Source organism: Rhodospirillaceae bacterium, from assembly GCA_018660465.1.
Lineage (GTDB): Bacteria > Pseudomonadota > Alphaproteobacteria > Rhodospirillales > JABJKH01 > JABJKH01.
Genome location: JABJKH010000078.1, coordinates 1 through 13,534, shown reverse-complemented (window position 1 = coordinate 13,534; position 13,534 = coordinate 1). Strand labels below are relative to the sequence as shown.

At 50.6% G+C, this 13,534-nt stretch carries 14 protein-coding genes; 7 read left to right on the top strand and 7 right to left on the bottom strand.

The features are described 5' to 3' along the window. Nucleotides 1-84: 84 nt before the first annotated feature. Nucleotides 85-534 carry a PAS domain S-box protein gene (locus HOM51_12305; protein MBT5035290.1) on the bottom strand — a complete coding sequence of 150 codons (450 nt, stop codon included), beginning with the start codon at nucleotides 532-534 and terminating at the stop codon, nucleotides 85-87. A gap of 285 nt (nucleotides 535-819) precedes the next feature. Between HOM51_12305 and HOM51_12300 the strand changes: the two genes are divergently transcribed. Next, nucleotides 820-1,626, top strand: a complete 807-nt coding sequence (locus HOM51_12300; protein MBT5035289.1) for an SDR family oxidoreductase — start codon at nucleotides 820-822, stop codon at nucleotides 1,624-1,626. Between the two features lie 8 nt (nucleotides 1,627-1,634). Here HOM51_12300 and HOM51_12295 read toward each other — a convergent pair whose 3' ends face one another. Genes HOM51_12295 through HOM51_12285 form a run of 3 tightly spaced genes read right to left on the bottom strand, consistent with a single transcriptional unit; the run spans nucleotide 1,635 to nucleotide 4,962 of the window. Continuing rightward, nucleotides 1,635-2,798, bottom strand: coding sequence for an alpha/beta hydrolase (locus HOM51_12295; GenBank protein MBT5035288.1), 1,164 nt, complete (start codon nucleotides 2,796-2,798; stop codon nucleotides 1,635-1,637). A 30-nt stretch (nucleotides 2,799-2,828) separates the two neighbouring features. Next, nucleotides 2,829-3,725, bottom strand: a complete 897-nt coding sequence (locus HOM51_12290) for a CoA ester lyase (GenBank protein MBT5035287.1) — start codon at nucleotides 3,723-3,725, stop codon at nucleotides 2,829-2,831. 13 nt (nucleotides 3,726-3,738) lie between these two features. Beyond that, the gene (locus HOM51_12285) at nucleotides 3,739-4,962 is read right to left on the bottom strand and encodes a CoA transferase (GenBank protein MBT5035286.1); all 1,224 of its coding nucleotides are present in this window, start codon (nucleotides 4,960-4,962) and stop codon (nucleotides 3,739-3,741) included. A 123-nt stretch (nucleotides 4,963-5,085) separates the two neighbouring features. Here HOM51_12285 and HOM51_12280 point away from each other — a divergent pair, with 123 nt between their 5' ends. Further along, the gene (locus HOM51_12280; GenBank protein ID MBT5035285.1) at nucleotides 5,086-5,769 is read left to right on the top strand and encodes a hypothetical protein; all 684 of its coding nucleotides are present in this window, start codon (nucleotides 5,086-5,088) and stop codon (nucleotides 5,767-5,769) included. A gap of 90 nt (nucleotides 5,770-5,859) precedes the next feature. Continuing rightward, nucleotides 5,860-6,696, top strand: a complete 837-nt coding sequence (locus HOM51_12275) for a hypothetical protein (GenBank protein ID MBT5035284.1) — start codon at nucleotides 5,860-5,862, stop codon at nucleotides 6,694-6,696. 84 nt (nucleotides 6,697-6,780) lie between these two features. On the opposite strand, the gene HOM51_12270 is transcribed toward HOM51_12275, so the two are convergent. Together HOM51_12270 and HOM51_12265 are read right to left on the bottom strand one after the other, a co-directional pair. Continuing rightward, a complete protein-coding gene (locus HOM51_12270) occupies nucleotides 6,781-7,323 on the bottom strand; it encodes a hypothetical protein (GenBank protein MBT5035283.1) in 543 nt (180 codons plus the stop codon). Between the two features lie 92 nt (nucleotides 7,324-7,415). Further along, entirely contained in the window at nucleotides 7,416-8,651 is a 1,236-nt protein-coding gene (locus HOM51_12265) for an MFS transporter (protein MBT5035282.1), read from the bottom strand. Nucleotides 8,652-8,899: 248 nt separating this feature from the next. Between HOM51_12265 and HOM51_12260 the strand changes: the two genes are divergently transcribed. Next, on the top strand, nucleotides 8,900-10,024 hold the full coding sequence (locus HOM51_12260; GenBank protein ID MBT5035281.1) for a DUF2336 domain-containing protein: 1,125 nt from the start codon (nucleotides 8,900-8,902) through the stop codon (nucleotides 10,022-10,024). A 1-nt stretch (nucleotide 10,025) separates the two neighbouring features. Beyond that, the gene (locus tag HOM51_12255) at nucleotides 10,026-11,132 is read left to right on the top strand and encodes a PAS domain-containing sensor histidine kinase (GenBank protein MBT5035280.1); all 1,107 of its coding nucleotides are present in this window, start codon (nucleotides 10,026-10,028) and stop codon (nucleotides 11,130-11,132) included. Here HOM51_12255 and HOM51_12250 read toward each other — a convergent pair. Then, on the bottom strand, nucleotides 11,129-12,448 hold the full coding sequence (locus HOM51_12250; protein MBT5035279.1) for an aspartate aminotransferase family protein: 1,320 nt from the start codon (nucleotides 12,446-12,448) through the stop codon (nucleotides 11,129-11,131). The two genes, HOM51_12255 and HOM51_12250, sit on opposite strands and share 4 nt — an antisense overlap. Before the next feature lie 167 nt (nucleotides 12,449-12,615). Here HOM51_12250 and HOM51_12245 point away from each other — a divergent pair, with 167 nt between their 5' ends. Then, a complete protein-coding gene (locus HOM51_12245) occupies nucleotides 12,616-12,861 on the top strand; it encodes a redoxin domain-containing protein (GenBank protein ID MBT5035278.1) in 246 nt (81 codons plus the stop codon). Between the two features lie 27 nt (nucleotides 12,862-12,888). Continuing rightward, nucleotides 12,889-13,257, top strand: a complete 369-nt coding sequence (locus HOM51_12240; protein MBT5035277.1) for a redoxin domain-containing protein — start codon at nucleotides 12,889-12,891, stop codon at nucleotides 13,255-13,257. The last annotated feature ends 277 nt before the right edge of the window (nucleotides 13,258-13,534 follow it).

The following is a 13,534-nucleotide window of genomic DNA, read 5'->3' as shown; positions in this document are numbered from 1 at the left end:
GAAAACAATGGAACACCGGCGCTTGCAATACCGCAAATACGCCGCTTAATATCTTGAACCAGATGAGCCAGATCCTCCTTTAGATCAGGCCGGTGATTGTTCCAATTTATATGACGACGGACAATCTAGAATACAGTGAGGAAGTAGCTCGGTTATATGGCGGCCAATGATTTCTTGGTCTTGATAGCCAAAAATGGACTCTCCAGCCAGGTTAAGTGAGGTGATCGTACCGTCGCTGTTGACGGTAAAAATTGCATCTGTGGTTGTTGAAGAAATGGCGTCCAGGCGGCTCGCACTGATTGCTAATTCCCTGGTGTGATCTTCAAGAATTTTTTTGGCGGACGCTTCTCTCAAAAGCACAAAGTAGAACCAAACGGCAGAAAAACAAATAGCGATAGAAATTGCTAGAAAAGAAGATTGATTGATATCGGAATTCGAAAACAAATTAGAATTTCGAACCAAGAAAAATCCGATAGCCAACATAAATGTCAGCCCGGCAAAAAAAACGCGATTTGAAGTAATAATCTTTCTCATATTAATTTCTAATTAGAATGCTTGCTTGATAAATTGACGTCGCACGGTGCAAACAACTAGCGATCAACAAACCCCCAAAGTGTAATTCCAAATGATTATTTCGCCTATCCTGCATGAAGACATACAAGGGATATAACCATTGGGTATGTAGGGCTACCGATGGTCTCGGGGAAACTTCAGTCATTTGGCCAATTTCGAAGAATTTGAACCCAAGGGAGGTTGAATAAGTCCCAAATTTGCCTAAAAGTTGGGCGCGAATTGACCCGCGATCACTGAGGAGGTGAAATGCCGAATAACGAACAAGCGACGACTTTTGATTTAACAGGAAAGGTGGCGATCATTACCGGTGGCAGCCAAGGAATTGGCGAAGCCATTGTTCGTGAGTTGGCGGGCAGTGGTTGCGATATCCTGGCAACCGCGCGCTCAGAAGCCGCTTTAGCATCAATTTCGAGCGAATTGGAGACATCGACCGGTCGTCGGGTTGTTGGGCATACAGCAGACCTGCGCGACGAAAATGCTGGGGCCAGCATTGTTAAGGCCGCGGCCGAAGCTTTTGGCAAAATAGATCTGGTGGTTAACAACGCCGGGTCGACAAAGAATGGGACACTTTTCGACGTGACCGAAGAAGAATGGGCAGATGGGTTCGGGGTTAAATTTTTCGGCGGCATGCGTCTGAGCAAGGCGGCATGGCCCCACCTAAAAGACAGCAACGGCGGTATCGTTAATATCGGCGGCATCCGTGCTGAAACCCCCACGGGTGTAAGCGTCATACCGTCGTCGGTTAACAGCGCTATTGCCGCCTTAACCAAGGCCTTGGCAGATCAGGGACGGGCTGATGGCGTGAAGGTCAATGGCATCCATCCCGGCCCCGTCCGAACGGGCCGGCTGAAAGCGACACAGGAAAGCATGGCTGCGGACAAAGGCGTTGACCAAGCTGAAGTCGAACGTCAGATGATCGCAAACTTTGGTGTGACCCGTATTGGGGAGCCCGAAGACATCGCTCGCTTGGTTGCGTTTTTGGCGTCACCGCTGGCAGCAAATATTCACGGCACGTTTATCGATTCAGACGGCGGCGCGACGCGGGGCACATAAAAGTACAATCATCGAGCAGGATGATCGATCCTTTTTGCGTAACCATCCCCCATCTTTCCGTCCATTGCATCCCGCATCCAATCCGCGACGTGCAGATAGAAATCTGGCAGACGATTGCCAAAGGTATGGGTTTCATCTTCGTAGACCCACATTTCCTTTGGACAGCTCAGCATATCAAACAGTTGCTCGCCATCTTCAAGCGGGCAGAGTTCATCGTATTCGCCCATGGCTAACAGGGTCGGACATTTAATTTTATCGACCAGCGGCTCCAGGGTCATTGCCTCCGCCATAGCGTCGAACTCGTCTTCGTCGTGAATGTTTGACATGTACATATAATTGGCGCGATAGGCGGGTTTGCTGTGCTTGAAGATGGTGTCTTTCTGTAGGTAGACGCCCATCGCCCCGACACAGGCTTTAACCCGTGGGTCGTGAGCCGCGATCCGTGGTCCCCAATAGCTGCCCATGCTCCAACCATAGACACCAACTTTATCAGTATCTAACTCAGGAATAGTTTCCATGAAATCTATCGCGGCAGTGCCGGCGCGCTCGAAATTATCCAATGTCACCCAGGTCTCCCGCGTGTTGCTTTCGCCTTGGCCGGGGCCGTCGATGGTCAACGTCGCGATGCCGCGACGGCGGAAATGGTTGTGATAGGGGCTCGGCATGTATTCCTTGATGGTATCCATGCCGGGGATAACCAGCACACACGGGGCTTTTTCGACGCCGGGAACGGTCTGTAAGATTCCCGGAATAGTCTTGCCGTTCTCAAACGGAATTTCGACCCGGCGCACGGGTGCATCGTCGAACAGCTCTGTAAATCGCGTGTAGCAGTGAATGAGCCGCTTATAGAGTTCTAGCTTGCGCGGTGTGTTGGCATGGAGCACACCGCAGGGAGGGCCGTAATAGAGCGCCGCACGGTAATAAAATTCGGCAGCACTTTCCCGATGCCCGGACGCTTCTGCCTCCTCGGCCATTTTCTGTTCCTGCTCCGCCGTTTTGACCCACTGCTTAATAATGGCGCCGGGCACCTTGATTCGTTCCGTAGTACGGCGCACATCGGCGGGGCGAAATCCCCATTCGACAAACATAACGGCGCGAAAGCCGAAGACGTCGAGGACTTTGTATAATTCCTCATTTACCCATCTTTGGTTCAGACGACTGCGATCATTCATAATGCTTTCCCCCTGTTAAATTAAAAAAATTTATGCTCTTGCCCGCGCTAAAATAGCATCAAATCGTCGGACGATGTTTCGAGCGCGTTCCACGACCGGGACATCAATCATGATGCCTTCAAATTGGACCGCACCCAAGCCCTGCTTATACGCATCATCGTAGGCTTCGATCATGCGTTTGGCTTTTTCGACTTCTTCATCGTTTGGCCTGTGGACTTCGTTTAGCACAGTAACTTGGTTGGGATGGATCGCGGCGGAGCCTTCGAAGCCTAAGCGGCGTGAGCGTTCGATCATTCCTTGGAACGCATCCATATCATTAAATTCTGCGATGGAGCCAATGAACCCCATCGGTAAGATACCGGCCGCACGGGCACACATGACGCAGTGCATGTTGGAAACATAAAGCGCGTCGTCGTCTGCTGCCATGGAGGCCGCGGCACTTAGGTCTTCACTGCCAACAGAAATTGCGACAATTCGAGGATCGGCCTTAGCAGTCTCGGCCATGCGCAGAACACCCTCTGGGGTTTCGACCAGGACAAAGTATTTAATGCGCCCGATCTCTAACCCTCGCTCAAATTCCAGTTCGGTAACGATTTCAGAGATCGCTTGGACGTGTTCTGGGCTATCGACCTTGGGGAGGACCAACGCGTCAACTTCCTCGATCACCGCAACTTCCAAATCCTTAATTGCCAAACGCCAAGGACGGTTGATCCGAAGGGTTACATCGGCACCGCCTTGTCCAACCTTGCGGGCCGCTTCTTTGACATGAGTACGTGCGGATTCTTTCTCAGAAGGCGCAATACTATCCTCTAAATCCAGAATGATCCCATCGGCCCCCCGGGTGTGGGCCTTCTCGACAAACCGTTCGACATTCACCGGCACATAGAGGAGTGACCGCCACACAGGGAGCTTCTTATGTAAAGTCATGTCGGCTTCCTCTTTAAATGACGCCGTCTTTGGATAAACGTATTAGATCGTCAGCGCTTAATCCAAGATCTCCCAAAATTTCCTCAGTATGCTGCCCAAGCGTTGGTGCGGGACGGCGAAGGTGACCCGGAGAATCCGACAGCCGTGGAATGATGTTGTGCATGGGAATTGATCCTAAATCCTCGTCCGGCACTTCAACAAGAATTTCCCGCTCGCGAAAATGTTCGTCCTCGACGATTTGGGAAATATCAAGAACCGGGGCCGCGGTAATATTCTCACGCTTGAAGATCGCCATGTTTTCTTCCAGCGTTCGTTCTGCCATCCAAGCTCGTACCAGTGGGTCCAGTTCCTTATTGTTCTTTACCCGCAGGCCATTGGTAACGAACTTCGGGTCCGTAATCAGGTCTTCCCGGCCCATGGCGCGCAGCACTCTTTCGGCCATGACCTGCATGGACGCCGACATGGAAATCCACTTGCCGTCCTTGGATTGATAGACGCCACGAGGGGCGGCTGTGTTGGAACTGCTGCCGGTGCGTTCAGGTGCTTCCCCGGTCATTTTGAAGTTCAGCGCTTGGGGACCCAAGATTGAAAAGATCGGCTCCAACAAGGATAGATCGATTTCCTGCCCACCGCCGCCATTTTGGTCGCGGTGACGAAGGGCGACTAAAATGCTCATCGCACCAGAAAGTCCCGCCACCATGTCGGCCAAGGCCAAAGGTGGTAAAACCGGTTCACGATCCGCAAAGCCATTGGTTGATGCAAAGCCAGAAGCGCCTTCCACCAACGAGCCAAATCCCAGTCGTTCTTTGTAAGGCCCTGTCTGTCCCCAGCCGGAGACCCGAACCAGGATCAAGTTCGGATTTAGCGTGCGCAGCTTGTCTGGTGCAAAGGGGGTCTTTTCCAAGGTGCCGGGACGGAAATTCTCGATCAAAACATCAGCGTCTTTCGCTAATTTTAGGAGGATATCGGCGCCTTCCGGTGCGCGAAGATTAAGCGTCATGCTTTTTTTATTGCGACCATAGACTTTCCAGGCGGTGCCGTGGCCTTCCACATCCCAATGTCGCAACGGGTCGCCTTTGTCCGGAGCCTCCACCTTAATGACTTCGGCACCGAAATCGGCCAATTGTAGGCTGATCATGTTGCCTGAGACCAAGCGCGACAGATCAAGAATGCGAATGCCGTCTAACGGACAGGTGGCGTCAGGTTGGAAATTCTTTTTGTGTAAGGGCTCATTCATAGGGAGATCGGGCTATCTTCAAAAATGTTAAGAACAGTCTCATCCTGCCCGTGAATTCAGCATGTCTCAATACCCGGTTGCCTTTGTAAGGTCGCAAATGTGATTATAATCCAAGAAATGAAAATGCTAGCAAGATTTAAAATTCTGATTATCGGATCGGCTGTCGCCTTTCTAAGTATATCGAGTATTTCCTCTGCGGACGCCAGAACTTGCCGTGTCCCGGATGTTACGCCAGAGGTCACGTTCGACATCACGCCCTATAAAGTCGCCTTTAAAAAAGGTGCCTCACGTGGCGATCTCCAACGCATCACACGCCGCCACAGTATCACCCGCCGAGGCGGTAAATGGTTCCCTCTTGGGGTAACTTTAACAACGTTTAGTTACGAGGTTTCTCCTAAAGTTATGGCTTATCCCATGAAAGGCGGGCGATATTGCGCTGTGCCCACGGAAATCCGCATAAAAATGGGCTATCCAAAATTTGAAATTCTGATTGATCGTCGTTATCGGCGGGGCACATGCCAATTCAATGCCATTCGGGACCACGAAAACGAACATGTTGATCTGTATTTGGACACCCTAGATCGCATGACACCGTGGCTAGAATCCCGAATTTTGGGCGAAGTGAACCGGATTAAACCAATTACGGAGACCTCTCCCGACCGTGCCGCCAAATACTTTACCCGAATTCTTATGAATACCATTGGTGCTGCTGCGAAGAAACTCAGTACCAAGGCCGCCCGCGCCAATGCGCGGATTGATACGGCGCAAAGCTATAAGTTGATCCAATCCCAATGCGCGAGGTGGTAGCGTATTATTTTTTTCTGTAGCGAAATGAATGAGTCGTTACAATATCAACAATATGAATTTAAACCTCTGAGAGATTGAAGGAATTTGACTATGAAGCGTGGAATTTTGATCGGTGGCGTTGCCATTGTTGGTATTGTTGTTGCAGCAGTCGTATTTTTGTTTTCCAACCTTGACGGCATCATTAAAGAAGCGGTTGAAAAGTTCGGATCGGAGTTTACCGAAGCCAAAGTCGAACTCAAAGAGGTTGAACTGTCGATATCGTCTGGCAAAGGTGCCCTCCGCGGCTTCTCCGTTGGCAACCCCAAGGGCTTCCAGACTGATAATGCCATGAAACTGGGTGAAGTCAGTGTTGAGGTTGATCCCAACACAGTCACATCCGACGTTATTGTTATTAAACAAGTTCTCGTTGCGGGACCTCAGATCACCTACGAACTTGGCGATGGCGGCAGCAACATTGATGTGCTCCAAGCCAATGTTCAAAAGAACACCGGTGGTGCAGGCGGCGGAAAATCTGAAAAACCTGCAGCAAGCGGCGAAAAGAAAGAAGGCCCTAAGCTGATCATCGAAAACCTGATCATCCGGGATGGAAAGGTCGCCGTCAGCGCGGCCTTCTTGAAAGGTAAAAAATTGGGCTCGCCTCTGCCGACAATTCACTTGAAGGATATTGGCAAGGAAAAGAATGGCGCATCGCCCGCAGAAGTCGCCGATAAAGTATTCACCGCGATTAAGAATGCAGCGACCAAGTCCGTTAAGGTCCTGGACTTGGGCAAGCTCCAAGACCTGGCTAAAGGCGGTGTAGATGCGGCCAAGAAGGCAGCCGAAGAAGCAAGCAAGGGCGCCACAGATGCAGTCAAAGGCGTGACCGGCGGCACAGGTGACGCCGTTAGCGGCGCGACAAATAAGCTTAAGGGTTTGTTCGGAAAATAAGCCCTGATCAAACCAATCTTGAAATAAAATAAAAGCGCCTCGGAAGTATCTCCGGGGCGCTTTTATTTTTGACTGATACGCGCCTTAAGCGCGGATGTCGACGTAGGAACCCCGCGGCTGAGACGGATCGTTTTGAGCACCTGCCAGTCGTTCCTCAGATTGTCGAATATCGATTTTCTGCTGTACCTGGGCACGGCTTTCTTCGGCCCGCGCTGCCCTGCGACGCTGGTCCGCAGCCTCAATCAGTTGACTCGACTGAGTGCCTGTTTGATACGTTTCCCCTGCCAACCGGTTGTTTTCTGCCAACTGGTCAAGATCATTGGAAATATCTGCCTGACGCGCTTCTTCGGCCCGCGCATCAGCAATACGATCAAAATACCGGTCGTTATATTCGCCGTCTGACACACGAGCTTCTCGCTCCCCAGCCACAGGTGCCTTATAGGGGGACGCATATTCGCGGACCTCAGCGGTCCGCGGTTCCGATCCTCCACCAGAGCGGATAAATTCCTGCCGGTTGGCGCGCGCACGCTCAGCTTGTGTCTCGCTAACAGAACGGGACAACTGGGCCTGACTCCGCTGCGTGGCAACGAAATTGGCGATCAACGATCCGGGTGAGACATCAACCATGTTGGTCGCTCAAATCCCTGCGTGAAGTATTAAGATATCGTTAATTATGCCATAAATTGGGGGTCGCAAACAACTGGAATCGGTAGAACGTGTTAATGATTCGGTGATTCCTGCTCTAGTTCGCTTTTGGCCCGAAGGGTCAAATAACAGGCCCAGATCCAAACGAACAAAGCCAGTAACGCGCCGCCAGCGACTGGCATGGCGAGACCTAAATCCGACGCCAGCCAGCCCATAATAAGCGCTCCAAACGCTGGCCCGCCCCGATTGATGACCCCATAAAGGCTCATAACCCGGCCCCGCATCGCACCATCAACGGCGTTCTGGACCATGGTTTGTGTTGAAATGCCAATAACAACAATCGAAAACCCGGCGAGCACGAGGCAAATGAGCCCAATCCAGAAAATTTCGGAGGATGTAAAGGCCAGTAGTCCAATGATCCCTAGTAATATTGCAACGGTTAGTATCTTGGTCAGGCCCTCCGTTCGCCCGCGCTGTGCCAACCATAATCCTCCCGTCATCGCCCCAAGGCCGGCAGATGACGTCATCATTGCCAAGCCCTCGGCACCTCGGTGAAATACATTGTCGGCGAAACCAGGCAGAAGTTCGGCAAATGGCCGCAAAAAGAAGGATGTCGCAAATATTAGAATAAGCAACGAACGGATGCCGAAATGTCCGTAAACGTATCTAATTCCATCGGTCAAATCGCCGAGGAGGCTGGTTTTTTGAGATTCCTCATCACGTATCCTAGGTTTCAAGCGAACCCGAGTTAACGCAAATACAAAGATTGCGTAACTGAGCGAATTCAGGGCAAACGCGGGTGCGACACCGCCCCATACGATCACCACACCAGCAATCGCCGGGCCGACGAATCTGGCTCCGTTAAAGGTCGCGGCACTAAGAGCAATGGCGGCGGATAATTCTTCACGCTCCACCAGCGACGGAACAAGTGCCATGCGAATTGGCGTGTGGAAACCCAATATGGTTCCCAACACCAACGTTAAGCCGAATACGATTTCAATGGTGATTTGTCCCGTATAGACGAACCCTGCAAGCAGGGCGGCCTGAAGGCCGGATAATATCTGGCACACCATCATCAAGCGCTTATAGTCTCCTCTATCAGCGATGGCCCCGGCAATTGGCGCAATAATCATGGTTGGGAACAGTTCGGCAAATGCGATCACACCCAGCCACATCGCAGACTGGGTTAGTTCCCATGTCAACCAACCGACAGCAACCCGATGCGCCCAGGTGCCGACCAGGGACAAGGCATTCCCAATCCAATAGGTTCGATAATTTCGCGAACTGAAAGCGCGGCCAATCCCACCCAACAAATTGCTTCTCCCAGATAAAATACCGCAACCCCAAGAAAATAATACGTGAGTTCTTGTGTACACATCCAAGTTGGCGAATGCCAGCACACCCTTAATAAATCACATTATATGGGATCATCCTCTGGATGTTTTAGTCAGGCTTCAGTAGGATGCTTTGAAATCCTGAATAAAATTACTGCTGGCGATCTCTCTGGAGGCAACCAATATAATTTACTGCAAAACCAGTATTCTTAGGTGACATTCGTATGACGGCATTAGATGCAGAATCACTTTTAAAGCTTGCTCGGGATAAATCCAAAGCGGGACGCACGGCGTTGGCTGAGACTATTTCAGATCTATTCGTTAATAAGGGCACCGTGCTAACCGACCGGGAACGCGCCCTGATGTTCGATATTCTGCGCCGGATGATCCACGATTTTGAAATGTCCGTGCGCAAAGTAATCAGCGAACACATGGGCTCGTGGGAAGATATCCCTGAAGAATTGGCGCTCATTCTTGGAAATGATGAGATCGAAGTCGCCTATCCCATGCTGGTCAACAGTGGCGTCCTTCAGGACCTATCCCTGATCGAAGTCATTCAACATCGTACGTTGGAACATCAAATGGCGATCGCCATCCGACACACGGTGAGCGAGCAAGTATCAGACGCTTTGGTGGAGGCCGGTGATTCAGGTGTTATTTCAACGTTGTTGGGAAATCAAAACGCAAAGATTTCTGAATCGACAATGGCATTCCTTGTCGAGGAATCACAGCGTGTCGATACCTTCCAGGAGCCGATTTTACGACGGAACGATCTCGATCCGAATTTAGCGAAACGTATGTTGATGTGGGTATCGGCAGCGTTGCGTAAATATGTTCTGGAGAACTACAACATCGATAAGGCTGCAGTCGATGAAATCCTTGAGACCAGTGCCGTTCAAGTCAGTAAATCTGGCGGCGAGGCGAAAGTCTACGGTGTCGTCAATACGGCCAACCAATTGGCTGAAGACTTGCACGACGAGGGCGAAGCAACTCCAGAGTTTATGATCGCGGCCCTCAAGGATGGACATGTTCACTTGTTTGTTAGTCTGCTCCAGCAACTAACAGGGCTCAGATCAAACTTGCTGATGCGCATTCTGTTCGAACCGGGTGGGGAAGGACTGGCGATTATTTGCAGAGGGATAGAATTTGACGACGAAGCGTTTTCCACCATCTTCTCGCTGACCAGAAAAGCAAGGGCCCGGGGAGCTAGCAGCGATAAAGATGATTTTGCAACGGCGATGAAACTATATTCATCAATTACCGTCAAAACCGCAAATGAGGTAATCCAACTTTGGAAAAGGAACGTGGACTACTTATCCGCCATTCGCGAACTAGAGCGGGCTTTGTAACTTGAAAAATTCCCGCAACCCCGAGAATGGTGTCGATACTCGGCGTGGTGTTGAAGCACGTCTGGGATTAGTCACTCGTAGAATCGAAGATTTGACGCGGCTGGTCTCTGATTGGGTCTGGGAAACGGATGAAGATTTTCAGTTGAACTTTGTCTCACCGCGAATTTACGAAGTGCTCGGGTTCCACCCTCATGAACTGCTTGGCAAAACACTATTTGGGCTGGGTGTATTCACAAAAGAGTCCGGAGAACTCCATGATTTCAATTGGCACTCTCCGTTTCGGGATTTGATGTTTGAGTCCGAAAGCCGGGACGGAGGTTTAAAATATTGCTTGGTCAGTGGCCTGCCTATTTACGACCCACAAACAGAGGCATTTTTAGGTGTCAGAGGAACCGCGCGAGATATTACCGAGCACATACGGATGGAGCGACAAAAAAGCGAGTTCATTTCTATTGTCAGCCACGAACTTAGAACGCCCCTGACGTCCATTCAGGGGGCGCTTGGACTTTTGACGACGGATGTCGCCGGTGATTTGCCAGAAAAGGCGCAATCCATAATTAACATCGCTCATAAAAATAGTCTTCATCTGGCTCAGTTGGTCGATGACATACTCGACATGGAAAAAATGGTGACGGACAAGATGGAGTTCGACATCAAGCCACAAGACGTTCAAAAAATTGTTGAGGAAGCAGTTGCCACTATCAGCCCATTTGCCGAACAACATAGCATAAATATCAACGTCCAGATTCTCACGGAAGCGGTGCAGGCTGATGCCGATTCAGATCGTCTAATGCAGGTGCTAAACAATCTAATTTCAAATGCAATCAAGTTTTCGCCAGAAGGCGAAACTGTCGAAATTTCAGTTGCAAATAATAATAATTTTGTCCGAGTTTCGGTTGCAGATCACGGCCCCGGTATCGCCGAGGAATTCCACCAAGAAATCTTCCAGAAATTCACTCAAATTAGCAATGCCACCACACGCTTAGCCCCTGGGACTGGGTTGGGACTTAGCATCGTCAAAGCAATTGTCGATCGAATGAACGCAGAAGTTTCTGTTGAAAGCACTGTTGGGGTTGGCTCAATTTTCTATGTTGATTTGCCGTCTTAGCCGTCCTCTAAAACACGCTTGATGCCACTGATAATTTCATCAATATTTTCTTTGGTTGATACCAGAGGCGGTGCGACAAGGGCGGTATCACCAGTAAATTTTATGTAGACGCCTGAGGAAAAGAGCTTCTTGTGAATTTTCATTCCTCTGGCACCAGCGCCACCTTCAGGTGAAAGATCAATCCCTGCCAGCATGCCGTAGCCCCGAATATCGCTAATGCCTGAGATATCTTTCATCCCGAATATCGCGTCTTGGAAATAAGGAGCCATGGTGGCGGCGTTGGTGAACACACCCTCTTTCTCATAAATGTCCAATACCGCTAAGCTTGCCGCACAGGCCGCCGGATGGCCGGAATAGGTATAGCCATGAAACAGTTCAATGGCACCCGGGGCTGCGCTTTCCATAACTGTCTCATAGATGCCATCACGCACGGCGACCGCACCCATGGGCTGTGCACCATTGGTGATGCCTTTGGCCATGGTGATGATATCCGGGGTGACGCTAAAAGTCTCTGCAGCAAATGGCGTTCCGGTCCGTCCGAACCCGCAAATGACTTCATCAAAAACCAGAAGGATACCGTGCGCGTCGCAAATTTCCCGCAGTCGTTCTAAATAGCCGACAGGCGGCACCAGGCACCCGGTCGAACCTGCAATGGGCTCGACAAAGCACGCGGCAATACTATCACCGCCGAGCAAGCTTGCGAACCGATCCAAGTCTTCAGCCAGTTCTGCGCCTGTTTTTGGTTGGCCTTGGGTGAATTTATTCTCTTCCAGCCAAGTATGACGCATGTGAACGACCCCTGGCATGACGCTGCCGAAGGCTTCACGATTTTTCATGATCCCGCCTAGGGTCGTGCCGCCGATGTTTACACCGTGATAGGCGCGCTCGCGTGAGACAAAATGGCGGCGCTGGCCGTCGCCACGTGCGCGGTGGTAGGCGATGGAAATTTTGAGCGCCGTGTCGATGGCTTCAGAGCCGGAATTCACAAAAAACACGTGATTGAGATCGTCAGGCGTTAGGTCCGCGACCCTTCGCGCGACCTCAAATGAACCCGCATGTCCCATTTGGAAGGGCGAAGCGTAATCAAGCGTTGTGAGCTGTTTCGCCACCGCATCAGCGATTTCCTTCCTTCCGTGCCCTAAGGCGCAACAAAAAAGCCCGGATGATCCGTCGATCAGCTTTTCGCCTTTATGATTCCAATAATAAACCCCCTCGGCCTTTACCAACAGTCGAGGGTCTTCCTTGAACGCTCGATTGCCGGAAAATGGCATCCAATGTTCTTCGAGAGAGTTGGGTTTTTGATCAAGCACGTTCATAGCTTTTTCCTCAGAAATCGTTTAGGCGGAAGATTTTAAGAGTCCTCGCTTGTTCCCCTGCCGTCAACCGTAAATTCTCGATCAAGATAATGTGAAAGTTCTCCCCTTGAATAAGACCTAAATTTCCCGATAGTGCGGTTAGTTTCCCTACCTATAGGAGGATGTTTATGAGTTTAGATGAAAAGCTTGCCGCACTTCGTGAAGCAAGCGCCGGCAAGATGCCCGCCGAAGTTAAAGAAGTTCTGGTGGGTGCCGTTAAAGATTTACGCGAAAACGCCATGGACAGGATCATCAAGGTTGGTGACACCCTGCCGTCGTTCACCTTGCAAAACCAGGACGGCACAGATGTATCGTCTGCTTCCCTGCTGGCGAACGGCCCGGTGGTTCTCTCGGTTTACCGAGGACACTGGTGACCTTACTGTAATGCAGAGCTGTATGCTTTGCGCGATATTGTCGACCCTCTGAAAGACCTTGGCGCAAGTTTGGTTGCGTTAACACCGCAATTGCCTGCGTTGGGCAAGGACTTGGTTGAAAAGCATGGATTGAATTTTGACCTTCTGTCCGATATTGGCTGCAATACATTCAGAAGCCTTGGAATTGATTTCAAGGTGCCTGACGATGTGAAAGCCATTTACGGCAAGTTTGGTATCGATCTTAATGCCACCAACGGTGACGACAGCTGGGTGCTGCCGATGCCGGGGCGGATTGTTGTTGATACGAACGGCATTGTTCAACACTCAGAATTCGATCCGGATTATACCCACCGGCCGGAGCCTGATGCGACACTGGCTGCTGTAAAAGCTTTATAAGCAACCGCCGGTCTAACGAAATTTTACGGCTGCTCCACCTGGGGCGGCCGTAATCTTTTGGCACCTCAAATACGAGCAGCTCGCGCCCTTCACAATTTCACGTCAGACCGAAAAGCAGAAGTGATATATCCTGTCACAGACTTCTGCTTTTGACCCTAAGCAGCCATTTAAATTTTCTAAAACGTGAGGATGTCGTCCCTATTAATATATTTTGGGACTGGTCTGGAGCCGCTTCACTGATCAGAAATTGTTGCTGGAATAAGGTCTTTTTGATGGG

Bases quoted from the DNA above. Each gene is read 5' to 3' on its own strand.
- HOM51_12260 (MBT5035281.1), top strand. From the start codon at position 8,900: ATGACGGCATTAGATGCAGAATCACTTTTAAAGCTTGCTCGGGATAAA.
- HOM51_12280 (MBT5035285.1), top strand. From the start codon at position 5,086: ATGCTAGCAAGATTTAAAATTCTGATTATCGGATCGGCTGTCGCCTTT.
- HOM51_12275 (MBT5035284.1), top strand. From the start codon at position 5,860: ATGAAGCGTGGAATTTTGATCGGTGGCGTTGCCATTGTTGGTATTGTT.
- HOM51_12245 (MBT5035278.1), top strand. From the start codon at position 12,616: ATGAGTTTAGATGAAAAGCTTGCCGCACTTCGTGAAGCAAGCGCCGGC.
- HOM51_12250 (MBT5035279.1), bottom strand. From the start codon at position 12,448: ATGAACGTGCTTGATCAAAAACCCAACTCTCTCGAAGAACATTGGATG.
- HOM51_12300 (MBT5035289.1), top strand. From the start codon at position 820: ATGCCGAATAACGAACAAGCGACGACTTTTGATTTAACAGGAAAGGTG.
- HOM51_12285 (MBT5035286.1), bottom strand. From the start codon at position 4,962: ATGAATGAGCCCTTACACAAAAAGAATTTCCAACCTGACGCCACCTGT.
- HOM51_12295 (MBT5035288.1), bottom strand. From the start codon at position 2,798: ATGAATGATCGCAGTCGTCTGAACCAAAGATGGGTAAATGAGGAATTA.
- HOM51_12290 (MBT5035287.1), bottom strand. From the start codon at position 3,725: ATGACTTTACATAAGAAGCTCCCTGTGTGGCGGTCACTCCTCTATGTG.
- HOM51_12305 (MBT5035290.1), bottom strand. From the start codon at position 534: ATGAGAAAGATTATTACTTCAAATCGCGTTTTTTTTGCCGGGCTGACA.
- HOM51_12270 (MBT5035283.1), bottom strand. From the start codon at position 7,323: ATGGTTGATGTCTCACCCGGATCGTTGATCGCCAATTTCGTTGCCACG.